The sequence below is a fragment of the Streptomyces sp. NPDC001717 genome, from assembly GCF_042892775.1.
Classification (GTDB): Bacteria; Actinomycetota; Actinomycetes; order Streptomycetales; family Streptomycetaceae; genus Streptomyces.
Genome location: NZ_JBIAUK010000030.1, coordinates 61,346 through 83,413 on the forward strand (window position 1 = coordinate 61,346; position 22,068 = coordinate 83,413).

The window sequence follows — 22,068 nt, forward strand, 5'->3', positions numbered from 1 at the left end:
GCGGCCCCCCGGGACGGGCTCAGCGGGTGGCCTCGGTGATGTGGCGGGGGCCGAACTCCTCGGCCGTCCGCACGAAGGCCCGCAGCAGGGCGCTCTCGTCCGAGGTGGGCCAGACCAGCGCCCATTCCGTGACCGGGGCGTCGTGGATCGGCAGGAAGGAGATGCCCGGCGGGGTGTAGTAACGGGGGACGTGCGCGTTGACGGGACAGGCGATCTGCCCCGCCACGACGAGGGCGAGCACCTCGTGGAAGGTACGGCCGACCGGCCCGCGCTCGATGCGGCGTCCGAGCGGGGTACAGGCCGGCACCATGGCCTCGAACCAGTACCTGGGAGCCTCGGGGCCGGGATCCAGGACGCGCAGGTCCGCGAGGTCCTCCAGGGACACGGTCCCCCGCTCCACGAGCGGCGAGTCCGCGGCGATCGCGAGCACGCGGTCCTCGGTCAGCAGGGTCGAGCCGACGCTCAGGTCCGGTTCGTGGACGGGCCGCCACATCAGCTGCACGTCGGTCCTGCCGGCGCGCAGCGGAGCGAACGGTTCACTGAAGTGGATCTCCAGCACCTCGACGTCGCATTCGGGGTGGCGCTCCCGGAAGGCCTCGATCACAGGACGCATTTCCTGCCCCAGAACACCCATCACGCCCAGCCGCAGCGTCCCCCGCACGCCCAGCGCGGCCTCGCTCGCCCGGGCGAGCCCTCCCTGGATCAGGTCGTACGCCTGCTGGAGCTCGGCGCGCAGGACCTTCCCGACGGGCGTCAGCGTCACCGCGCGGCTGGTCCGGTCGAACAGGGGGGCGCCGATGCGCCGTTCCTGCTTCTTGATCGCCTGGCTCACCCTCGGCGCGGAAACCCGCAGCCGTTCGGCCGTCCTGCCGAAATGCAGTTCCTCGGCCAATGTCAAGAAGATCTCTATGTCCCTCAGTTCCATGGCCGCCCCCGTACCGCGATAACCGCGAGGTTATTGATCAACTTGCCGATTCTACGTTGATCCCGAGGTCACGCGGGCGGAGGCTGTAGACGCCCGGCGCGCGCCCCGTCCGACGGCGGGCGCCCGCTCCACCACCCCCCGCTCCCCCTACCCCTGGAGGAATCGATCATGCTCAGCCGCCCTTACGCGGACGGAGAGAGACGGCCGTGAGCGACAGGCTCGACATGACGGTGATGTACGCGACGCACAACAAACTGCGACGGGAACTGACCCACATCGCCCGGGCCACCGCCCGGTTCGACTCGGATCCCCGGTACGTCCTGCGGGTGGGCGCCGACTGGGAGATGTTCAGGCGGGCCCTGTCCGCGCACCAGTCGGCCGAGGACGACGCGCTGTGGCCGCCGCTGCGCCGGGCCCTGGAGGGCAGCCCGTTCGATCTGGCGCGGCTGGAGGCGATGGAGGCCGAGCACGCCGCGATCGCCTCCCTCGTGGGGGCCGTCAACGGGGCCCTGACCGCCCCCGGCATCGAGCTGGACCTGTTCGGTGAGCTCACCGAAGCCCTGTTGTCCGGGCTCGTCGGGCATCTCGCCCACGAGGAGGACTCCGTCTTCCCCCTGGTGCAGTCCGCCCTGGGCGCGGACCTGTGGGAACACTTCAGGCAGGTGCACGCCGTGCGGGTCGGCCCGTACGCGCCGCAGCTGCTGCCCTGGCTCCTGGACGGCGCCGACGAGCAGACGGTCTCCTTCGTGCTGACCTCGTTCCCCGCGCCGGCCCGCCAGGCCTACGAGCACCGGTGGCGACCGTCCTGCACGGCACTCGACGGCCCGCACGCCCCGTCCACCGTTCCGGCCCGGTCGGAACTGCCCTGACGGTCCGGCAGGACCACGCGGCAATCCGAATCCGGCCCGGTTTCCGTTCGTTTCGACCCTCGAGGAATTCCTTATGTGCAAGCGCTTCGACGTCGTCGTCCTCGGTGCGGGGCCCGGCGGTTACGTCGCCGCCATCCGCGCCGCCCAGTTGGGCCGGCGAGTGGCGGTCGTGGAGGAGAAGTACTGGGGCGGCGTCTGCCTCAACGTGGGTTGCATCCCCACCAAGGCGCTCTTGCGCAACGCCGAGTTGGCCCACCTCTTCACCCACGAGGCCAAGACCTTCGGCATCGAGGTGGAGGGCAGCGTGTCCTTCGACTACGGCGCGGCGTTCCGCCGCAGCCGCCAGGTGGCCGACGGCCGGGTCAAGGGCGTCCACTACCTGATGAAGAAGAACGGGATCACGGAGTTCGACGGCCGGGGCACCTTCCTGGACGCGAACACCCTGGAGGTCGCCCAGTCGGACGGCACCATCTGCACGATCTCCTTCGACCACTGCGTCATCGCGACCGGCGCCACGCCCCGGCTGCTGCCGGGCACCCGGCGCAGCGAGCGCGTGGTCACCTACGAGGAGCAGATCCTCAGCGACGGCGTCCCGCGGTCGATCGTGATCGCGGGGGCCGGCGCCATCGGCATCGAGTTCGCGTACGTCCTGCACAACTACGGCGTGAAGGTCACCATCGTCGAGTTCCTCGACCGGATCGCCCCGCTGGAAGACGCCGACGTCTCCGCCGAACTCGCCAAGCGCTACCGCAAGCTCGGCATCGACGTGCTCACCTCGACCCGGGTCGAGTCGATCGACGAGTCGGGCCCGCAGGTGCGGGTGACGGTCACCGGGAAGGACGGCACCCAGAAGGTCCTGGAGGCCGACAAGGTGCTGCAGGCGATCGGCTTCGCGCCGAACGTCACGGGCTACGGCCTGGAGGCCACGGGCGTACGACTGACCGAGCGCGGCGCCATCGACGTCGACGGGCGCTGCCGTACCTCGGTTCCGCACCTGTACGCCATCGGCGACGTCACGGCCAAGCTCATGCTCGCGCACACGGCCGAGGCCATGGGCGTCATCGCCGCCGAGACCATCTCGGACGCCGAGACGATGGAACTGGACTACCCGATGATTCCCCGGGCCACCTACTCCCAGCCGCAGATCGCCAGCTTCGGCTGGACCGAGGCGCAGGCGAGGGAGAAGGGGTTCGACGTCGCCGTCGCCAAGTTCCCCTTCACCGCCAACGGGAAGGCGCACGGCCTGGGCGACACGGTCGGCTTCGTGAAGCTGATCGGCGACGCCACGCACGGCGAGATCATCGGCGCGCACCTGATCGGGCCGGACGTCACCGAGCTCCTGCCCGAACTGACCCTGGCCCAGCAGTGGGACCTGACCGTGCACGAGGTCGCCCGCAACGTGCACGCCCACCCGACCCTGGGCGAGGCGGTCAAGGAGGCCGTGCACGGCCTCGCCGGGCACATGATCAATTTCTGACGGACCCCCCACTACACAGAAGGCAGGAACCCACCATGCACACCTCGGACGGAAGCGCCGACCGGGTCTGGTTCATCACCGGCGCCAGCCGGGGCCTCGGCCGCGCCTTCGCGGACGCGGCACTGGCCGCCGGAGACCGCGTGGCGATCGCCGCCCGTACCTTGGGACCGCTGGAGGAGACGGCGGCGGCGCATCCGGGGCGGGTACTGCCCCTCGCCCTCGACGTGACCGACCGCGACGCCGTGTTCGCGGCCGTGGCCGAGGCGGTGGAGCACTTCGGGCGGCTCGACATCGTCCTCAACAACGCGGGCGCGCTGTCGATGGGCATGGTCGAGGAGTTCACCGAGGCGGAGGCCCGGGCCCAGCTGGACCTCAACTTCTTCGGTGCGCTCTGGGTGTCCCAGGCGGTGATGCCCACCCTGCGCGCGCAGGGCTCCGGGCACATCGTCCAGACGTCCAGCATCGCCGCCCTGGGCGGTTTCCCCTCCACCGGCCTCTACAGCGCGAGCAAGTTCGCCCTGGAGGGGTTGAGCGAGGCGCTCGCGATGGAAGCGGCCGACTTCGGGGTCAAGGTCAGCATCATCCAGCCGGGCGGCTACTGGACCGACCTCTATTCGGCCATGCACGCCACGAGCCCGCTGGAGGCCTACGCACCGCTGCGGGCCGAGCTGGAGCGGCAGTTCGCCAAGGGGTCGGTCGACAGCGACCCGAAGCTCGCCGCCGAGGCGGTCCTCCACCTCGTCGACAGCGACGATCCGCCGCTGCGCCTCCTGCTGGGGAACATGGCGTACGACCTGGCCTTCGACATCGCCCGCAAGCGCGTGTTCACCTGGGCCGCGTGGGAGCACGTCAGCCGCGCCGCGGAGCACGCGATCCCCGCACCCGGATCCCCGGCCGGCGCCGGGGCCGAGGAGCCGGCGGCCGGGGCCGCGGCGAGTTGAGCCGTCCGTCCGGGATCCGGGACGGTCCCGGACGGTCCACGACCCCGCCCCGGGGCTCAGGGGCGGCCGCCCACGGGGGTGGTGGCCGCCCGCTGTGACGTGACGCGGAACATCGAGGGGTCGGGGTAGGTCGCCTTCTCCGCCCGCAGCACCTCCTCGATCGTCTCCCCGAAGGAGGGATCGAAGAGGTCCACCGACCGCAGCAGGCGCAGCCCGTCCACGGTCGGGTCGAGCAGCGGGCGGGCCATCCGGGCCGCGCCGCCCGAGAGTGCGGTGAAGCCCTGGCGGGCCATCTCGTACCGGCCGGCGACACGCTCCTCGAAGCCCGCGCTCGCGTAGCCGACCACCAGCGCGAGGTCGGCGAGGAACTTGCGGGCACCGCGGGCCATCTCCTCCGCGCCCTGGAGGGTCTGCACGGAGCCGCCCGCCACCTTGAAGTCGTCGCCGTTGCGCTGGAGACCTCGCGCCTCGTACACGGCCAGCGCCTCCTCGAAGAGCCGGCCCGCCTCGTCGACGTTCTTCATCGCCGTCACGAGCTGCTCGATGTCGATCTCGCGCTTCACGCTGCCTCCTGATCCGGGACTGTGCTGCACCGACCGTAGGAGGCCGGGCAGCGGCTACGGAACACCCCTGCACGGCCCAGATCTCCGGGCCTCGCGGGCACGCCGGACCCTCCCCCGCCCCGGGTGCACAACTCGCCACGCGGTCTTGCGGGTTGAGGCCGAGGTCTCAACAATGCGCATGACAATCGAAGGATCTTCGGTTGCGTTCTGTCCTCAGAGGGGAACCCCCACATGAAGAAGCCTCTCGTCGGCGCGTCACTCACCCTGCTCCTGATCGGAGCCGCCGCCGCACCGGCCGTGGCCGCACCCGGGGAGACCGCCGTCGCGGTCGACTTCGCGGGCACCGTCGCGCTCAGCAACTGTTCCGGCTCCGTCGTCCGCGCCCCCGGCTCCCAGCCGGACGACCCGGCGCTCGTCCTGTCCAACGGGCACTGCCTGGAGACGGGCTTCCCCGCGGCCGGCGAGGTCATCAAGGACCAGCGTTCCAGCCGCTCGTTCTCGCTGCTCAACTCGGCCGGCTCCAAGGTCGCCACGCTCCGGGCGAGCAAGGTGTCGTACGCGACGATGACCGACACGGACATCTCGATCTACCAGCTGACCAAGACCTACGCGCAGATCCAGAGCCAGTACGGCATCAGCGCGCTCACCCTGAACGACGCGCACCCTGTGCAGGGTTCGGCGATCAGCGTCGTGTCCGGGTACTGGAAGCGGATCTACAACTGCAACGTCGACGGTTTCGTCTACCGCCTCAAGGAGGGCGACTGGACCTGGAAGGACTCGGTCCGCTACACCTCGTCCTGCAACACCATCGGCGGCACCTCCGGTTCGCCGGTGATCGACAAAGCGACGGGCAAGGTCGTCGCCGTCAACAACACGGGCAACGAGGACGGCGCGCGCTGCACCGTGAACAACCCGTGCGAGGTGGACCAGAACGGCAACGTGACGGTCCGCCAGGGCATCAACTACGCGCAGGAGACGTACATCGTCGTCCCCTGCATAGGCCCCAAGAACGTGATCGACCTGAACCGCCCCGGCTGCACCCTGCCCAAGCCGTAGCGGACCCCGCCCGGCCCCGAGTCTCCCCGCCCGGCCCGAAAAGCCCCACGGCCGGGTCCCGGGCGGGGATACTCGGACGCGTGGAACTGCACATCGATCACCGCTGGCTGCTGGAGCGGCAGGAGGCCCTGTTCAAGGACGTGGCAGTGGCCGATCACTCCGCGCTGGTCGCGGCCGTCGCCCGGCACCGCGTGAACACGCCCAGTCTGGGTGTGGACGATCCGGACGCCTACTGGCGCGCGGCCGCCCTGCTGGAGGCGATCGTGCTGCTGCGCCCGCTCCCCGGTTCCAACGAGTACTTCGCGTACGGGGTCGCCGTCGCCTACATCGAGGCGTCCGGGCGGACGGTCGAGGCCTCCTACGAGCAGTGGCGCGAGCTCATCACGGACATCCGCACGCTCCGCGCCACCGTCTACGAGGTCGCCGACCGCCTGCGCTCCTGGCGCACGGCCTGACCGGGCTCAGCGCCTGCGCTGGGCGGGCGTCCCGACGAGGAGCGCGTCGCTGACGAGCCGGGCACCGCGGGCCAGACGGCCCAGCTGTTCGAGTTCCACCGCGTACATGCGGATCGTGTTCTCTATGACCGATTCGGCCATGCCCATCATCGGCAGTTCGGCCCGGCTGGTCTGCATGGCCACGCGCACCGCGCGCATCTCGTGCTGCAACTGGAGCTGGACGTGCCGGGCCAGGAGCGCGTGATGGCGGGTCAGGGTCAGATAGCTGCCGTAGCGGGCCGGGAGGAGGTCCCGCAGCCAGCGCGTGGCGCTGCGTTCCCAGTCGTGGGTCCCGGGGGCCTTGACCTGGAGGGGCCAGTCCGGGCTGCGCGTGAGGGTCGCGGTCTGGGGCATTCTCGTCACTTCCGAGTGGTGTCGAACTCTGATCGAGACGTTGCTTGGGGGCGGCCTCGGCCCAGGGGTTGACCGAGGCCGCCATGGGCGCTCTGCGGGATCCGAAAGCCTGGACTCGGCACCCGGCCCGACGTGAGGAGGTTCGTCGTGCCGGCCGCCCGTTCAGGAGGACCTGGGGAGGGTCTTCCTTGGCATCGTGGTGGATCCGGAGCGCCGTCGTCAGTAAACATATATACCGTCGAGTAAGCAAGGGTATGAAAAATTTCATGCACCTCGCGCCATGTATATGTCCAGGTCCAAGCCGTTTCGAGCGGGGGAAGGCGAGGTTCCGGCAGGGCCGCGCAGGCCTACAGGAAGAAGTGGTGCTGCTCCGCGGCGTGCTCGTACTGCTCCAGCCGGGCCTGGGTGCGCTCCGGGTCGGCGTCGGCCATCGACTGCAGCAGGGCCGCGGAGAGCATCCCGGGGGCCGCGTAGGAGTCGAACACCAGGCGCGAGCCGGTGCCCGCGGTCAGCACCACGTCCGCCTCGTCCACCATCGGCCCCACCGTGGGGTCCGTGATCAGCACGACGCGCAGCCCCGTGCTGCGGGCGGAGCGGAGTGCCGCCAGGGTCTCCTTGGCGTGCCGCGGCATGGCGAAGGCGAGCACCCAGGTGCCGCCGGCCTCCCTGGACTGGAGCAGGGCGTCGAAGGCGACGCTGCCGCCGCGGGTCACCAGGCGTACGTCGGGGTGGATGCGCCGGGCCGCGTACGCGAAGTACTCCGCCAACGAGACCGAGATGCGCAGGCCGAGGACGGTCAGGGGCACCGAGGCCGCCAGATCGCGGCCGATGTCGAGCACCTGGTTGGTGTCGGCGAGCAGCCGGCGTACGTTCTCCAGGTTGTCGATCTCCGCGTCGACGGCCGCCTGCAACTCGTTGCGGCGGATCTGCTCACGGATGTCGGGGGCTCCGGCGACCGCGCTCAGCGCGATCGGCTGGAGCACGTCACGCAGGGCCGGGTAGCCGCTGAAGCCCAGGGAGACCGCGAAGCGGGTCACCGACGGCTGGCTGACGCCCACCCGTTCGGCGAGCTCGGTGATGGAGAGGAACGCCGCCTCGGTGAGGTGGTCGATCAGGTACTGCGCGATGCGGCGCTGGCCGGGTGAGAGTCGACGGCCGTCGAACAGCGCGAGGACCCGGTCGGCCGGGGGTCGGACCTCCTCGGACGACTGGCTGCTCGGCTTGATCGCCGCTGCCTGCGCGCGTGCCTGCTGCCCCGATGACACGGGAGGGCCTCCTTCTCACCACACTCGCGCTCAAACATAGCTCACCGGCCGTGCCACGAAGATCAATCCTGGGCCCTGGCGGTCACCGGGGCGTCCGTGCGGTCGCCCAGGAACTCGTACCAGCGGCGCTGCAGGCACAGGTAGCGGGTGTCGGCCTCGACGAGGTCGAGGAAGGAGCCGATGGTGGCGCCGAGCCGCTCGGCGAGCCCCAGGTCGGCGAGGGAGCCGTCGTCCTCGAAGGCGTGGTGGGCGCCCGCGAGGCTGAACATGTCGGGGTACACGCGGGCGCCGAGGTGTTCCAGCGGTACCCGCAGGGCCCAGAGCCCGCGGTTGCCGCCGACCATAGAGGGCGAGGCGGAGACCAGCAGGGCCTGCTTGTCCTTGAAGGGCTGCGGGCGGTAGCGCGAGACCCAGTCGATGGCGTTCTTCAGTACGCCCGGCACGGAGGCGTTGTACTCCGGCGAGGCGATGACCAGCGCCTGCGCGGCCTCGATCCGCGCGCACAGGGCCAGCGCGCCCGGCGGCAGCCCCTCGTCCGCCTCCGCGTCACCGTCGTAGGGCGGCATGGGGAAGTCGCCGAGCGCGGCGGGGTCGGCGACCGCCCCGGCCCGACCGATCCGGGCGGCCACGAGCGCCGCGAGCCGGGCGTTGACCGAGCCGGTGCGGGAGGAAGCGGACAGGACGAGCACGCGCAGCGAGCCCCGGCCGTGGTCGCCGTCGTGCGGACGGGCCGGATCCGCCGGGAAGTGGTCCTTGCCGTGGTCGTCGCCGCTGCCGTTCGGGGTCATCGCCGTCTCCTGCCTTCCGGTCTTCCGGTCTTCCGGTCTCACGGTCTTCCTGCGGGGCGGTGGGGCAAGCGCGGCGGGACCCGCACACGCTGGTGTGCGGGTCCCGTCCGGGCCGCCGGGTCACTTGGCGCGGGGGTTCTCCCAGCGGTAGAACTCGTGGGCCATCGCGTCCTTAGGACTGCGCCAGGTATCCGGGTCGTGCGCGCTGACGTAGGCGGTGAGCCGGTCGCTGAGCTGCCGGAACTCGGGGTGCTCGGTGACCTTCGCGATCTCCGGGCCGGGGGGCCGGTCCGACTCGATCAGGTGGAGGTACACGTCACCGAACTGGAACAGGCTGCGGTGGGTGACCCCGACCAGGTGCGGGAGCTCGCCGGCGTCGGAGTCCGCGAACAGGCCGGCGATGTCGGGAGCCGATCCCGGCGCCATGCGGGCGACGATGAGAGCGCGGTGCTTGGTGTGCATCCGGGTGTGCGCCTTTCGTTTCCTACTCGTTCGTGCTCGTTCCTGCTCGTGCCTACCGACGGCTGCTGACGGAGTCGCGGCTCGCGCGCTCGCGCTCCTCGATCTTGTCCCGGATCAGCGCCATCTGGATCTTGGAGTTCTTGTTGATGTTGTCGGTCATCCACGCGTCGTCGACCGGGGCCGTCGGCTTCATCGCGAAGTCCTGGGTCCACTTCATCCGCGTGCCGCCGCCCGGGACTTCGGAGTACTGCCAGTGGATGTCCATGTGGGCGAACGGGCCGGTCTCCACGCGCCGCGCCTTGACCTGGAGGCCCTTGCGGTCGACGGTCCGCTCCGAGACCCAGCTCCACACCGTGCCGTTCTCGTCGGGGTGCATGGTGAGCCGGAAGCGGGTGGTGTCCCCCTCCTGTTCGAGGATGTCGAGGGAGGCGTACTCGCTGAACAGCTTCGGCCAGTTCGGAAGGTCGTTGGTCACCTCCCACACGAGGTCGACGGGCGCGTCGACGTGGATCTCGTTCTCGGTGTGTCCTGCCATCTCATGCTCCTGTCATCAGGCTGTTGTTGACGAGGTCGAGGAATTCCCCGGGGGTCTTGCAGCGGTCGGCGTCCGTGGGCAGCGCCCGTCCGCGCCGGTTCTCCAGCTCGCCGACGATGCCGAGCAGGCCCAGCGAGTCGAGGCCGAAGTCGTCGAAGGCGGAATCGCGACGGTTCGCCATCTCGGAGGGGTCGACGGTGATGCCGGCGGTCTTCATCAGGGCCGCCAGCTCCTCCAGGGTCAGTCGGTCGGACATGGTCGCTTTCTCTCTTCCTGGAAGGGGACTGCGCGAGTCCCTCCGGACTACTGGGGCGCCGAGGAGCCCTTGCGCAGCACGAGGGCGGAGTTCGAGCCCATCCGGCCCCGGCTGAGCACGAGCGCGGTGCGCAGCTCCGCGGGGCGGGCGCTGCCGGTCACCACGTCGAGGTCGTGGCACACGTCGAAGACGTTCGGGGTCGGCGGGACCACTCCGTGCTCCAGTGCCAGGACCGCGGCGGCCGTGTCGAGGGCGGGCGCCGCGCAGTAGGCCCGTCCCGTACCGGACTTGGGCGCCGTGACCGCCACTTTGCGTCCGTGCGCGCCGAGGGCGGCGGTGATGGCCGCGGCCTCGGCGGCGTCGGCCTCCGGGGTGCCGAGCGCGTCCGCGAAGACCACGTCGATCTCCTCGGGGGCGCAGCCGGCCTCCCGCAGTGCCCCGCGGATCGCGTGGGCGAGGCCCTCGCCGGATTCCTCCGGCCGCAGGGTGCCGCTGAAGGTGGCGGCGTGGCCGGCGAGTACGGCGCGCGCGGTGGCTCCGCGGCGCCGGGCGGCCTCCTCGTCCTCGACGACGAACATCGCACCGCCCTCTGCGGGGACGTACCCGCAGGCCTTGGCGGTGAACGGCCGGTAGGCACGCTCGGGGTCGTCCTGGGTGCTCAGCCCCTCGTACTGCAGCTGGCAGACGATGGAGTACGGCGCGAGCGGCGCCTCGGTGGCTCCGACGAGCATGGCCCGGCTGCCCTGGCGGATGGCCCGGACGGCGTGGGCGAAGGCGTCCAGTCCGCCCGCCTCGTCGCTGGCCACGACCCCGCAGGGGCCCTTGAGGCCCCGCCGGATGGAGATCTGGCCGGTGCTCGCGGCGTAGAACCAGGCGATCGACTGGTACGGGCCCACGTAGCGCGGCCCCTGCTCCCAGAGGTGCTGGAGCTCGCGCTGCCCGAACTCGCCGCCGCCGGAGCCGGCGGCGGTGACGACCCCGATGGAGTACGGGTCGCCCTCGTAGTCGGCGCGGCCGAGGCGGGCGTCCTCCAGGGCGAGGTCGGCCGCGGCGAGCGCGTGGTGGGTGAAGCGGTCGGTCTGGACGAGGAAGCGGTCCTCGACCAGGCTGCCGGGGTCGAAGCCCCGGACCTCGCCGGCCACGCGCAGCGGCAGGTGCTCGCACCCGGCCCTGGTGACCCGGTCCAGCACGCTGGTGCCGGACTGGGTCGCCTTCCAGAAGGCGTCGGCGCCGATGCCGTTGGGCGCGACGACCCCGATGCCCGTGATGACCGTACGACTGCTGGTCATGACACCTCTTCCTTCGGCCGGGACATGACGACGGCGGACTGGAACCCGCCGAAGCCGCTGCCGACGGACAGGACGTTGCGCAGGGTGCGTGCGCGGGCGGTGCGGGGGACGTAGTCCAGGTCGCACTCGGGGTCGGGCGTCTCGTAGTTGGCGGTCGGCGGGACCACCTGGTGGTTCATCGCGAGGACGCAGGCGGCGAGTTCGATCGCGCCGATGGCGCCGAGGGAGTGGCCCACCATGGATTTGATGGAGGTCATCGGCGTCTTGTAGGCGTGGTCGCCCAGCACCCGCTTGACCGCCGCCGTTTCGTGCCGGTCGTTCTGCTTGGTCCCGGAGCCGTGCGCGTTGACGTAGTCGATCTCCTCGGCGCCGACCCGGGCCTGGGCCAGGGCGGTCTCGATGGCCCTGGCCATCTCCAGGCCCTCCGCGGTCAGCCCGGTCATGTGGTGGGCGTTGCCGAAGGTGGCGTAGCCGCCGATCTCGCAGTAGACGGTCGCACCGCGGGCGCGGGCGTGTTCCATCTCCTCGAGCACGAGGACCGCTCCGCCCTCGCCGAGGACGAACCCGTCGCGGTCCGCGTCGAACGGGCGGGAGGCGTGGGCCGGGTCGTCGTTGTTCGGCGAGGTCGCCTTGATGGCGTCGAAGCAGGCCACGGTGATCGGCGATATGGGCGAGTCGGAGGCGCCCGCGATGCAGGCGTCCATCCGGCCCTCCGCGATGGAGTGCACGGCGTACCCGATGGCGTCGAGTCCGGAGGTGCATCCCGTGGAGACGGTCTGCACCGGGCCGCGCGCCCCCGTCTGCTCCGCGACGGCGGAGGCGAGGGTGGCGGGCGTGAACGCCCGGTGCAGGTGGGCTCCGGCGAGCTTGTGGTCGACGTCCCACCAGGCACCGGACTGGCTCACGGCCACGTAGTCGTGCTCCAGGCGGGTGGTGCCTCCGACGGCGGTGCCGAGGGAGACCCCGGTGCGCCAGGCGTCGTCCGCGGTGAGGTCGAGTCCGGAGTCCCGCAGGGCCTCGCGGGCGGCGACCAGGGCGAACTGGATGTAGCGGTCCGCCCTGGCGGCGTCCTCCTCGGTGAGGCCGTGCGCGGCGGGGTCGAAGTCGACCTCGGCGGCTATCCGGGAGCGGAACCCCTCCGGGTCGAAGAGGGTGATGCCCCGGGTCGCCGTACGACCGTTGGCGAGCAGGTCCCAGAAGGCCGAGACCCCGATCCCGCCGGGGGCGACGACGCCGACCCCCGTCACCGCCACCCGGCGGCGGGTCACGAGACCACTCCCGTGCGGTCCGGAGGCTGCTCCCAGGCGGTGCCCTCCGGGTGCGGTGCCTCCTCGGTGTCGACGTGACCGAGTTCCGGACGCGGGGCGAGCGGGCCGAGGTGGAAGACCATCCGGGCCTCGGTGTCGCCGATGTTGCGGAACCGGTGGCGCACGTTGAGCGGGACGAGCAGGCCCTGGTCGGTGCGCAGCGGATGGGCCTCACCGTCGAGGTCCACCTCCAGCCGGCCGGCGACCACGTACACGAACTCCTCGGAGTACGGGTGGTAGTGCTCGGCGATGGACTCCCCGGGCGCCATGATCGCCATGCCCATGAAGCCGCTGGTGGAGCCCACCGAGGTCGGGGTGAGCACGGCCCTCAGGTCGCCTCCGCGCCTGCGGTTGGGCGGCGTCTCGCCGAGGTCCACGATGCGTGGGCGCTGTCTGGTCATGACGGGTTCCTCCTGGCGTGTGGGGTGCCTGGACGGGGATGTGGGGGTGGGGACGGATGGTCCCGGCGGGGGGGGACGGTGGGTCAGGACCGCTCGGGCGCCCGGCGGTCGGTGATCAGGTTCATGGTGTGCCGCGCGGGGCCGGAGCGCCCGCCGGGTGCGTCCATCAGGCGGTCGAGCACAGCCGCCTTGCGCGGGTCCCGGGCGCCGACGGCCGCCACCCGCTCCTCGTCGAACGGGCCGTCGACGTCGATCAGCCGGACGACGATGTCGTCGCGCTGGAAGATGCTGCTGCTCCGAACGGGGTGCGCGGGGAGGTGCGCGGCTTCCTCGTCCTGCCGGGCCAGGAATTCGGCGAGCGCGGTTCCGCAGCCGGGCTTGGCCGGGTAGAAGAGCGCGTGGCGGGTCACGTCGGCGGAGTCCGGTGCCTCGGCGGCGATGTGGTGGACCGCGGGGAGGGCCGCGCGCATGAAGAACATGCGGGCGGACTCGTGGTCGCCGAGGTCCCGGTCCACTTCGAGGTAGGGGTTGATGGCCTCCTCGACGGCGCGCACCTCGGGCTGTTCCGAGACGTGCCGCAGGGCCGCCATCAGGTCGCCCTGGACCTCCACGGTCCGTACGACCCGGTTGCCGTGCATGAAGAGCGAGGTGCGGCACAGGCGGGTGTGGTCGTCGACGCGGGCCGCCGGGGAGGCGTAGCTGGAGAGGATCGCGGCGACCTCCTTCTCGCTGCCCGGCTTGACGGTGAAGGTGAGGGCGTGGCGCACGATGCCGGCGCCGAGTCGGGGCACGGGCTGGAGGCGGGCTCCGGCCGGGCGGGAGGCCTGGTCGTAGCCGCGGCCCGTCTCGCGCAGGACGGTGAACTTGAGCGGGCGCATGGCGCGGGCACAGGCTCCCAGCGGCTTCACCTGTTCGGCGTGGTGCTCGCTGTTGACCCAGGCGAGGTACTGCGGGGCGCTCTCCCACTCGCTGGTGATGAGCCATTGGGAGGGGTCCTCGAAGGACTGGCACAGCTGGTCGCTGATGTGCCCCGGGACCGACGCGATGTCGTGGCGGAGCCGCTCGTACGCCTCGAAGAACTCCTGCTGGCGGCCCTCGTGGAGGTCCATCAGCAGGACGACCCGGAGCATGGAGCCGTCGAAGGCTGACTGCGACACCCGTTCGGACAAGGTGGTTGTCATCTACTCACTCCTTCATGAGGGGGTGGAGATCCATCGCGTACGGACCCCTCGTCCGTCACCGGTGGCGTCCACCCGGGCCGGCGGCCGCCTCGGTCGGGAACGGCAGGCCGGGCGCGTCTGTCGGGGGCGCCGCTGTCGCTCATCGTCGTCCGGGTGAGGGCGTACCGCTACATGTCCGGATCAAGCGGGTGACAACCGGCGAATCAACCGGGCCTGGAGTTCGATCGGTGGCATAAAGACTCCACTCCCCCACACAGAAAACAGGAGCCCGCAGCTGATGGAAGACAAAGCCGATGTTCGCGTACCGGTTCTCGTCGTGGGCGGCTCCCTCGTGGGCCTGTCCACGTCGCTTTTCCTGAGCCGCCACGGAGTACGTCACCTGCTGGTCGAGAAGCACTCCGGTACGTCCCTGCACCCGCGCGGGAGGGGCATCAACGCCCGCACCATGGAGCTGTTCCGAACGGCGGGGGCCGAGCACGCGATCCGCCGGGCGGCGTCCGTACTGGAGGGCAACCAGGGCATTCTGCAGGCCACCTCGCTGATCGACAGCGAGCAGCACAACTGGCTGATCAAGGAGATCGATCCGTCCGGCCAGCTGAGCCGGTTCAGCCCGACCGGGTGGTGCCTGTGCAGCCAGAACAACATCGAGCCGGTGCTGGCGGCGCAGAGCGGGGCGATGTGCGGTGACATCCGCTTCTCCACCGAGCTGATGAACTTCGACCAGGACGCGACGGGGGTGACCGCCGTGGTGAAGGACCGGGAGACCGGCGAGCACACCACCGTGCGCGCGGACTTCCTGATCGCCGCGGACGGTCCGCGCAGCCCCGTACGGGAGCAGCTGCGCATCCCCCAGACGGGTGGCGGCGAACTGTTCCACAACGTGAGCGTGACCTTCCGCTCGCGGCGGCTCCCCGAGGTGCTGGGCGATCTGCGGTTCATCGTCTGCTACTTGATGCGTCCGGGTGCCGACGGGGCGCTGCTGCCGGTGGACAACGGCACCCAGTGGGTCTTCCACGCCCCCTGGCACCCGGAGGACGGCGAGACGCTGGAGGACTTCACCGACGAACGGTGCGTGGAGCAGATCCGGGCGGCGATCGGCGTGCCCGACCTCGACGTGGTGATCGGCGGAAAGGCACCGTGGCACGCCGCCGAACGAGTGGCGGAGCAGTATTCCGTCGGCCGGGTGTTCCTCGCGGGCGACGCGGCCCACGAGATGTCCCCCACGGGCGCGTTCGGCTCGAACACCGGCATCCAGGACGCGCACAACCTGGCCTGGAAGATCGCGGCGGTGCTGGACGGCTCGGCCGGGATGGAGTTGCTCGACACGTACGAGGCCGAGCGGCTCCCGGTGGCCAGGGCCACGAGCGAGCGCGCCTCGGCCCGCTCGGCGGAGCACAGCCACCCGGGATACGCCCCGCCGCCCACGATGGGCGGCGGGCCGGGCAGCGGGGTGCTGACCACGGCGATGGGCTACTGCTACCCGCGGGGAGCCGTCGTCGGCGGCGACACCGACCGGCCGATCATCCCCGACGCCCTGCGGCTGAAGGGCGACACCGGCACCCGGGCCCCGCACATGTGGCTGTCCCTGTCCGGTGAGCGCGTCTCCTCGCTGGACCTGTACGAGCGCTCGTTCGTGCTGCTCAGCGGCACGGGCACGCCGTGGCGGGCGGCGGCCGAACAGGTGGCCGCGGAGCTCTCGGTGCGGCTGGACGCCTACGCCATCGGTTCCGGGCCCGACGCGGACCTGGTCCCGCAGGGCGGCGCCGACTGGGCGGAGGTCCACGGGATGAGCGCCGAGGGAGCCGTGCTCGTACGTCCGGACGGGTTCGTGGCGTGGCGCTCGGAGGGCGCCGTGCCGGATCACCGGGCGGCGCTGCGGGGCGCCCTCTCGACGGTGCTGCGCCGGGCGTGACCACCTCGCTCTCCCTCCCGCCGGCCGTGCGCGCGGTCGGCGGGCGGGGTTCAGCCGCAGGCCCAGCAGCCCGCCCAGCAGCCGGTGTTCGACCGGGCGGGACGGAGCCCCGGGCGGTGCCCGGCGCGCCGCGCCGCGTTCCCGGACCGGTCCCGGCCCGCGGCGCCGACGGCGTCGACGGAGGTACGCCGCGCGCAGCAGGCGACCACGAGGGCGATGGCGGCCAGTTCCTCGGGACCGGCGGAGCCCTTCTCGATGCGGAGGAAGCTCGGCTCCGGGGCGATCGGGGTGCTCGGGGTGCTCGGCGCTATCGGGGCGTCGTTCGTCATCGGCACGGCCTCTCTCACGGGGGCTGCGCGTGCGCCCGGTCGTCGGGTCGCGAGGGGCGGACCTGCTCGGCGCCGGCGCGGGCTGCACGCGTGCGGCTCGGTGCACCGGCGGGGTTGGTTCCGCGGATGCGAACCGGCCTGGGGAGTCCTGTCGGTTCACCGGGACTCCTGACGCGACCGACGCTACAAGCGGCCGGCCCGCCCGGCACTCGGGAGAAGCGGCCGCCCCGACCTGCCCCCGCTCCGGCGCAGGCGCCGGGCACGGAGCACGGGGAGGTTCCGTGAGCGGCCACCAGCTCCTGTTCTGCCGGGGCTGCGCCGGTCAGCTGTACGCCGTCTGGACCACCGACCGGGCGGGCCGCGGCGGCCGCGGCACGGTCGGCGAGTGGGAGGTGGACCACGAGATGCCCGTGGTGTGCCCGCTCTCCTCCCTGCTGCCGCTCACGGGAACGGCGTCCTCCGTCCACGAACTCCCGGGTGCGCAGGAGGTCCTGGGCCCGGCCTACTGAACTCCTCCCGCGGATTGGGCCTGACGGGTGACGGCCGAGCGTTCGACCTATGAACCGCTCCGCCCCGCAGGCCCTTTCCCGGTTCCATCTCTTGACGCCCGAACGGGTGGGGAGCACAGTGTCCAGCGGCGCGCGCCTGAGAGCGCTCTCACGTGGCTTTCACGGCGCCTGCGAACGGCGAACTCCCTGGCTCTTCCCCCCGCACCGCGCCGCACGGCGCTTCAGAGAGGGCACCCATGCGAGAGACACCCCGTAGGAAGCGGCCGCCCGTGCGGCGGGCCGCTTCGACCGCGCTCGGCACGATCGCCGTGGTCCTGGCGGCCGCGGCCGCCGCGACCCTGCCCGCCGGCGCCGCGGCTCCCCCCACCCCGGCCGGCTGGACCCAGGTGTTCCTGGACGAGTTCAACGGGCCCGCGGGCTCCGGCGTGAACACCGCCGACTGGCAGTACACCACCGGGACGAGCTACCCCGGCGGCCCCGCGGCCTTCGGCACCGGCGAGGTCGAGACGATGACCGCCGACCCCGCCAACGTCTCCCTCGACGGGACGGGCAACCTGCGGATCACCCCGAGGAGGGACGCCGCGGGCAACTGGACCTCCGGACGCGTCGAGACCCGACGGTCCGACTTCGCGCCGGCGCCGGGCGGCAAGCTCCGCACGGAGGCCCGCATACAGATGCCGAACGTGACGGGCCCGGCTGCCAAGGGCTACTGGCCGGCCTTCTGGATGCTCGGCGCCCCGTACCGCGGGAACTGGTGGAACTGGCCGGGCATCGGCGAGCTCGACATCCTGGAGAACGTCCAGGGCATCGACAAGGTCTGGGCGACCATGCACTGCGGCACGAGTCCGGGCGGCCCCTGCAACGAGACGACCGGCATCGGCGGCCAACGCGCCTGCCCGGGATCCAGCTGCCAGAGCGGGTTCCACACGTACGCGGTGGAGTGGGACAGGTCGACGGCCGTCGAGGAGATGCGCTTCTACGTCGACGGGGTGAACTTCCACACGGTGCGCGCGAACCAGGTGGACTCGGCCACCTGGACCAATGCCACGAACCACGGCTACTTCGTCATCCTGAACGTCGCCATGGGCGGCGGTTTCCCCGACGCCTTCGGCGGCGGGCCCGACGCCGGCACCGAGCCCGGTCACCCCATGGTGGTCGACTACGTGTCCGTGCTCCGGTCGACGGGCACCGGATCCACGACTCCCCCGCCCACCACACCTCCGCCCACCACACCTCCGGCGGGCAACCGCGACGCGTACGCCGCCATCCAGGCCGAGTCGTACGACGACCAGGCGGGCGCGGCCAAGGAGACCACCTCGGACACCGGCGGCGGACAGAACCTCGCCGCCCTCGGCAACGGCGACTGGGCCCTGTACCGGGGCGTCGACTTCGGGTCCACGCCCGCGCGGCAGTTCCACGGGCGGGTGGCCTCCGGCGCGGCCGGCGGGGTCAGCGGGCTCGTCGAGGTCCGGCTGGACAGCCGTACGAGCGCCCCGGTCGGCAGCTTCTCCGTGGCGAACACCGGGGGCTGGCAGAGCTGGCGGACGGTCCCCGCGAACATCGTCGGCGTCACCGGCACCCACGACGTCTACCTGACCTTCACCAGCGGCCAGGGATCCGACTACGTGAACGTGAACTGGTTCGACTTCGGCCACTGACCGGCCCGGACCGGACAGGTCCGAACCGCGGACGGCCCGTACCTCCGGAGCGCCCCCGGCCTCCGGGCGGTACGGGCTAACCTGCTGCCCGGCGCGGCGACCCCGCCCGCGGACACCCAGGAGGAGCGCCGATGCACGAACAGCGTCCCGGCAGCCGACCCACCCTGGAGGCGGTGGCGACCCGCGCCGGGGTGTCGCGGGCGACCGTCTCCCGCGTCGTCAACGGCGGCGACGGGGTCCGCGCGCACCTGGTGGACAAGGTGCGCGAGGCCGTCCGGGACCTGGGCTACGTGCCCAACCCCGCGGCCCGCACGCTGGTCACCCGGCGCACCGGCGCCGTGGCGGTGATCATCGCCGAGCCGGAGACCCGGATCTTCTCCGACCCCTTCTTCTCCCGGCAGCTGCGCGGCATCGCGAAGGAACTGACCGCGCACGACGCGCAGCTGGTGCTGCTGCTGGTGGAGGACCGGGGGGACTACGAGCGGATCGAGCGCTATCTGGCCGGCGGGCACGTCGACGGGGCACTCGCCTTCTCCCTGCACACCGACGACCCGCTGCCCGGGATCACCCGCCGGATCGGCCTGCCCACGGTCTACGGCGGCCGGCCGGGCTGGACCGGCGGCTCCTCGGAACCCGGGGGCGTGGCGTTCGTGGACGCGGACAACCGCGGGGGCGCCCGGGAGGCCGTACGGTTCCTGGTCGCGCAAGGGCGGCGGCACATCGCGCACATCTCCGGCCCGCTCGACCAGACGTCGGCCGCCGACCGGCTGAGCGGCTACCGGGACGTGCTGCCGGCCGCCGACGACGCGCTGGTCGCCGAGGGCGACTTCACCGTGGCGGGCGGGGCCCGCGCGATGGCCGGACTGCTCGACCGCCGTCCGGACGTCGACGCGGTGTTCGCGGCGAACGACCTCATGGCGACGGGTGCGCTGCGGGTGCTGAGGGAGCGCGGGATGGAGGTTCCGGCGCAGGTGGCGGTCGTCGGCTTCGACGACGCCGAACCGGTGGCGGAGAGCTGCGACCCGCCGCTGACGACGGTACGTCAGGACGTCGAGGGCATGGGGCGCCTGATGGCGCGGATGCTCCTGGACACCGTGGGAGGGGAGCCCGCCGCGCCCAGATCCGTGGTCACCGCCACGTCCCTGGTGCGGCGCGCGTCCGCCTAGTGACCCGAGTCGGAGATTTACCGTTGGTTGGGTATGAGTCGTCCGGGTCGGGTCAGCGCTTCGGGCACTGCTTCCAGGAGAAGTGGTACTTGCTGTTGATGCTGCCGTCCGTCGAGTCGAGGGCCATGAAGCTGATCTTCGACGGGTCGGAGGTGCCCACCTCGGCGCGCAGCTCGGTGTTGATGTTGAAGTTGCGCTGTTCCCCGCAGGGCGCGAAGACCAGGGCCTCGATGCCCGTGGTGTCGGTCGCCTGCCAGTTGTCGTCGAGCGCGCCCGGGAACCTGTGGCTGCGCTGGGCGGTCTGGCTCATGCCCTGGAAGTAGTAGGAGGCCTTCTGCGTGCCGACCGCGCCCGGTTGGAGGCTCCCGAAGCCCCGGTAGTCGACCTGGGCCACGGCGTAGGTGAAGCCCTGCGGGACGTGCACGATCAGGGACAGGAGGCAGTTCTTGCGGCCCTCGACGGCGGAGATGCCCCCGCCCGCCTGGGCCACGTACTCGCTGTAGGTGACGGTGAAGGCCGAGTTGTCCGGCGCCACCGCGACGGTGGCGCTGCCCGGCCGGCAGCCCGATCCGTTCACGGTGGCGACGTCGACGGTCACCTTGTCGGAGGGGGCCAGGCCGGCGGGGGCCGAGGCCGAGGCGCCGGCGGAGGGGCTGAGCGTGACGAGAGCTGCGGTCACGGCGGCTGCGGTGAATCCGGTACGGAGCGACTTGATCACGTCGACATGGATAGCGCTCCGCGGCGGGCTCGGAGGCTCGGCGCGGTCGACGGACGGCCCTCTCTCACCTCTATGGCCGCAAGGGGTGACGCCGTGTCGCCCCCGCCGCCGCTACCGGAAGCAGACCAGCGCCGCGCGCCCGGAGATCTCCATGTAGTCGAGGAAGTCGCCCGTCACCAGGACCGCGTCGTACGGTGCCAGCGCGAGCTCCGGGGCGCGCCCCACCCGGACGGTGGCGGCCCCTTCCAGGGCGACCACCAGCACGGTCTCGTCCGACACGACGGTGCGCGAGAGCCGGCCCCGTACGACGGCGGTCTCCGCCGCCACGGCCCCCCGGCGGTACATCACGTTGAAGTTGACGACGGGGCCGGACAGGAGCCGGCAGTCGGTCGGCTCGTCCCCGGGGAAGTCCTGCGGAGCGAACCGCTCGTCCACGAGGCGCCGTTCTCCCCCGACCACGAGGTCCATCCCCGCGCCTGCGGCCAGGGTGAGGGTGCGGTCGATCCCGGGGAAGGCCGAGAACGGGCCGTCCGCGGCGACTTCGGCGAGGCTCGCCCGCCAGAGGAAGTCGTCCATGTCCGCGCCCTCGGGGAAGGCTGCGATCTCCCGGGTGACTCCCCCGCCGTTCTTCCAGACGGCGGCGGCGCGACCGGCCGCGCGCAGGATCCGGATCTGGGCGCCGCTCCTCACGCCCGCGCCCCGGCGAGCCGCTCGCGCAGCTCGTCGTCGTCGGCGACGAACCAGGTCTGGGTGCCGCGGTTGCACTCGCGGACGAAGTCGCGCAGCGCAGAACTGGCCTCGGTGTGGCGGGAGATGTCGCCGAGGACGACGATCCCCATGCGGTACTGGACGAACTTCTGGATGATCGCGCCGGCGACCCGGGTGCTCAACCGGAAGAAGGACTCGTCGAAGCGCCCGACGGGGATGACGACCCACTCGGCGCCCTGGTACCCCGCGTTCCCTATGTGGTCCAGGGCCTCGCGTTCACCCGTGAGGGGCTCGCCCTCGGCCTCGCACATCAGCACCGGTACGTCGTTGATCGTCCGCAGAGTACTCATGGGAGTCGAGGCTACTTCAGGCGTGCTTCTCCATGGTGGGTCGCAGCCGTTCCAGCAGGGCGTAGAGGGTCGCGCTCTCGGTCTCGTCGAGGGTGTCCAGCGCGCCGTGCGTCGCCTGCATCTCCTCCCGTACGCGTCGGATGACCTCGCGGCCCGCGTCGGTGGCCACCACGTTCTTCACGCGACGGTCGGTGGGGGCGGGCTCGCGGCGCACCAGCTCGCGGGCCTCCAGACGGTCGACGATGCCGGTCACGTTCGACGCGTCGCACACCAGCAGCGCGGCCAGGCCGCGCATGGGTACGGGGCCGTCGAGCTGGGCGAGGACCCGGGCCTGGGTGGAGGTGAGGCCGTGGCGGGCGGCGGCGGCCGCGAAGTCGCGCCACTGGGCGGTGCCGATGGCGGCGAGCAGTTCCAGCAGCTGGAGCTTGGCGGGGGCGTGCGGGGCGGCGGTGTCGCTCATGCCTGGAGCGTACTCAGGATGCTTCACATTATCAATTGTTTACTTGACCACCTGAACTATTGAGGTCTACCTTCGGTCGAGTTACTTGAACACAT

The 22,068-nt window shown here is 71.7% G+C and carries 26 protein-coding genes; 9 read left to right on the forward strand and 17 right to left on the reverse strand.

Annotated features, from left to right (window positions below):
- Window positions 1-19 precede the first annotated feature (19 nt).
- Window positions 20-925, reverse strand: coding sequence for a LysR family transcriptional regulator (locus ACFYZL_RS32810; RefSeq protein WP_388684047.1), 906 nt, complete (start codon window positions 923-925; stop codon window positions 20-22).
- 206 nt (window positions 926-1,131) lie between these two features.
- Between ACFYZL_RS32810 and ACFYZL_RS32815 the strand changes: the two genes are divergently transcribed.
- The 3 genes from ACFYZL_RS32815 to ACFYZL_RS32825 all read left to right on the forward strand — a co-directional run bounded on the left by ACFYZL_RS32815 (window position 1,132) and on the right by ACFYZL_RS32825 (window position 4,212).
- Window positions 1,132-1,794 (forward strand): hemerythrin domain-containing protein, encoded by a 663-nt coding sequence (locus tag ACFYZL_RS32815; RefSeq protein ID WP_384746127.1) that lies wholly within the window; start codon window positions 1,132-1,134, stop codon window positions 1,792-1,794.
- Between the two features lie 73 nt (window positions 1,795-1,867).
- Window positions 1,868-3,271: a dihydrolipoyl dehydrogenase gene (gene lpdA, locus ACFYZL_RS32820; RefSeq protein WP_388684050.1), complete on the forward strand. Its 1,404-nt coding sequence runs from the start codon at window positions 1,868-1,870 to the stop codon at window positions 3,269-3,271.
- A 35-nt stretch (window positions 3,272-3,306) separates the two neighbouring features.
- Window positions 3,307-4,212 (forward strand): SDR family NAD(P)-dependent oxidoreductase, encoded by a 906-nt coding sequence (locus ACFYZL_RS32825; protein WP_384746129.1) that lies wholly within the window; start codon window positions 3,307-3,309, stop codon window positions 4,210-4,212.
- Window positions 4,213-4,268: 56 nt separating this feature from the next.
- On the opposite strand, the gene ACFYZL_RS32830 is transcribed toward ACFYZL_RS32825, so the two are convergent.
- Window positions 4,269-4,775, reverse strand: a complete 507-nt coding sequence (locus ACFYZL_RS32830) for a hypothetical protein (protein ID WP_388684053.1) — start codon at window positions 4,773-4,775, stop codon at window positions 4,269-4,271.
- A gap of 231 nt (window positions 4,776-5,006) precedes the next feature.
- On the opposite strand from ACFYZL_RS32830, the gene ACFYZL_RS32835 reads away from it, so the two are divergent.
- Window positions 5,007-5,831 (forward strand): serine protease, encoded by an 825-nt coding sequence (locus ACFYZL_RS32835; RefSeq protein WP_384746131.1) that lies wholly within the window; start codon window positions 5,007-5,009, stop codon window positions 5,829-5,831.
- A gap of 80 nt (window positions 5,832-5,911) precedes the next feature.
- Window positions 5,912-6,286 (forward strand): toxin Doc, encoded by a 375-nt coding sequence (locus ACFYZL_RS32840; RefSeq protein WP_384583513.1) that lies wholly within the window; start codon window positions 5,912-5,914, stop codon window positions 6,284-6,286.
- Between the two features lie 6 nt (window positions 6,287-6,292).
- On the opposite strand, the gene ACFYZL_RS32845 is transcribed toward ACFYZL_RS32840, so the two are convergent.
- The 10 genes from ACFYZL_RS32845 to ACFYZL_RS32890 form a co-directional block, all read right to left on the reverse strand.
- Complete coding sequence (locus ACFYZL_RS32845; protein ID WP_384583548.1) at window positions 6,293-6,679, reverse strand: hypothetical protein; 387 nt, start codon at window positions 6,677-6,679, stop codon at window positions 6,293-6,295.
- A 347-nt stretch (window positions 6,680-7,026) separates the two neighbouring features.
- A complete protein-coding gene (locus tag ACFYZL_RS32850) occupies window positions 7,027-7,944 on the reverse strand; it encodes a MurR/RpiR family transcriptional regulator (protein WP_384583516.1) in 918 nt (305 codons plus the stop codon).
- Between the two features lie 62 nt (window positions 7,945-8,006).
- A complete protein-coding gene (locus ACFYZL_RS32855; RefSeq protein ID WP_384746152.1) occupies window positions 8,007-8,639 on the reverse strand; it encodes an NADPH-dependent FMN reductase in 633 nt (210 codons plus the stop codon).
- 213 nt (window positions 8,640-8,852) lie between these two features.
- Complete coding sequence (locus tag ACFYZL_RS32860) at window positions 8,853-9,194, reverse strand: TcmI family type II polyketide cyclase (protein WP_384746132.1); 342 nt, start codon at window positions 9,192-9,194, stop codon at window positions 8,853-8,855.
- A gap of 52 nt (window positions 9,195-9,246) precedes the next feature.
- Window positions 9,247-9,729, reverse strand: a complete 483-nt coding sequence (locus tag ACFYZL_RS32865) for an SRPBCC family protein (protein WP_384746133.1) — start codon at window positions 9,727-9,729, stop codon at window positions 9,247-9,249.
- A 1-nt stretch (window position 9,730) separates the two neighbouring features.
- Entirely contained in the window at window positions 9,731-9,985 is a 255-nt protein-coding gene (locus tag ACFYZL_RS32870; protein ID WP_384583524.1) for an acyl carrier protein, read from the reverse strand.
- A gap of 47 nt (window positions 9,986-10,032) precedes the next feature.
- Entirely contained in the window at window positions 10,033-11,274 is a 1,242-nt protein-coding gene (locus tag ACFYZL_RS32875) for a beta-ketoacyl synthase N-terminal-like domain-containing protein (protein ID WP_384746134.1), read from the reverse strand.
- Entirely contained in the window at window positions 11,271-12,542 is a 1,272-nt protein-coding gene (locus ACFYZL_RS32880) for a beta-ketoacyl-[acyl-carrier-protein] synthase family protein (protein ID WP_388684060.1), read from the reverse strand. The genes ACFYZL_RS32875 and ACFYZL_RS32880 overlap by 4 nt, the downstream gene beginning before the upstream one ends.
- Window positions 12,539-12,982 (reverse strand): cupin domain-containing protein, encoded by a 444-nt coding sequence (locus tag ACFYZL_RS32885; RefSeq protein ID WP_376656454.1) that lies wholly within the window; start codon window positions 12,980-12,982, stop codon window positions 12,539-12,541. Before ACFYZL_RS32885 ends, ACFYZL_RS32880 begins: the two co-directional genes overlap by 4 nt.
- Window positions 12,983-13,065: 83 nt before the next feature.
- Complete coding sequence (locus ACFYZL_RS32890; protein WP_384746136.1) at window positions 13,066-14,163, reverse strand: SchA/CurD-like domain-containing protein; 1,098 nt, start codon at window positions 14,161-14,163, stop codon at window positions 13,066-13,068.
- A gap of 277 nt (window positions 14,164-14,440) precedes the next feature.
- On the opposite strand from ACFYZL_RS32890, the gene ACFYZL_RS32895 reads away from it, so the two are divergent.
- Complete coding sequence (locus ACFYZL_RS32895) at window positions 14,441-16,075, forward strand: FAD-dependent oxidoreductase (RefSeq protein WP_388684064.1); 1,635 nt, start codon at window positions 14,441-14,443, stop codon at window positions 16,073-16,075.
- Between the two features lie 50 nt (window positions 16,076-16,125).
- Here ACFYZL_RS32895 and ACFYZL_RS32900 read toward each other — a convergent pair whose 3' ends face one another.
- Window positions 16,126-16,404, reverse strand: a complete 279-nt coding sequence (locus ACFYZL_RS32900; protein ID WP_384746138.1) for an acyl-CoA carboxylase subunit epsilon — start codon at window positions 16,402-16,404, stop codon at window positions 16,126-16,128.
- A gap of 281 nt (window positions 16,405-16,685) precedes the next feature.
- Between ACFYZL_RS32900 and ACFYZL_RS32905 the strand changes: the two genes are divergently transcribed.
- The 3 genes from ACFYZL_RS32905 (at window position 16,686) to ACFYZL_RS32915 (ending at window position 19,737) form a co-directional block, all read left to right on the forward strand.
- Complete coding sequence (locus ACFYZL_RS32905; RefSeq protein WP_384746139.1) at window positions 16,686-16,913, forward strand: hypothetical protein; 228 nt, start codon at window positions 16,686-16,688, stop codon at window positions 16,911-16,913.
- Between the two features lie 236 nt (window positions 16,914-17,149).
- Window positions 17,150-18,571 carry a glycoside hydrolase family 16 protein gene (locus ACFYZL_RS32910; protein WP_388684068.1) on the forward strand — a complete coding sequence of 474 codons (1,422 nt, stop codon included), beginning with the start codon at window positions 17,150-17,152 and terminating at the stop codon, window positions 18,569-18,571.
- Between the two features lie 131 nt (window positions 18,572-18,702).
- On the forward strand, window positions 18,703-19,737 hold the full coding sequence (locus tag ACFYZL_RS32915) for a LacI family DNA-binding transcriptional regulator (protein WP_384746141.1): 1,035 nt from the start codon (window positions 18,703-18,705) through the stop codon (window positions 19,735-19,737).
- Window positions 19,738-19,789: 52 nt separating this feature from the next.
- On the opposite strand, the gene ACFYZL_RS32920 is transcribed toward ACFYZL_RS32915, so the two are convergent.
- From ACFYZL_RS32920 to ACFYZL_RS32935, 4 genes are all read right to left on the reverse strand, one after another.
- Entirely contained in the window at window positions 19,790-20,455 is a 666-nt protein-coding gene (locus ACFYZL_RS32920; RefSeq protein WP_384746142.1) for a DUF4360 domain-containing protein, read from the reverse strand.
- Between the two features lie 111 nt (window positions 20,456-20,566).
- Window positions 20,567-21,145 (reverse strand): HutD family protein, encoded by a 579-nt coding sequence (locus ACFYZL_RS32925; protein ID WP_384746143.1) that lies wholly within the window; start codon window positions 21,143-21,145, stop codon window positions 20,567-20,569.
- On the reverse strand, window positions 21,142-21,513 hold the full coding sequence (locus tag ACFYZL_RS32930) for a DUF4180 domain-containing protein (protein ID WP_388684073.1): 372 nt from the start codon (window positions 21,511-21,513) through the stop codon (window positions 21,142-21,144). Before ACFYZL_RS32930 ends, ACFYZL_RS32925 begins: the two co-directional genes overlap by 4 nt.
- A gap of 16 nt (window positions 21,514-21,529) precedes the next feature.
- Complete coding sequence (locus ACFYZL_RS32935) at window positions 21,530-21,973, reverse strand: MarR family winged helix-turn-helix transcriptional regulator (RefSeq protein WP_384746145.1); 444 nt, start codon at window positions 21,971-21,973, stop codon at window positions 21,530-21,532.
- Between the last annotated feature and the right edge of the window lie 95 nt (window positions 21,974-22,068).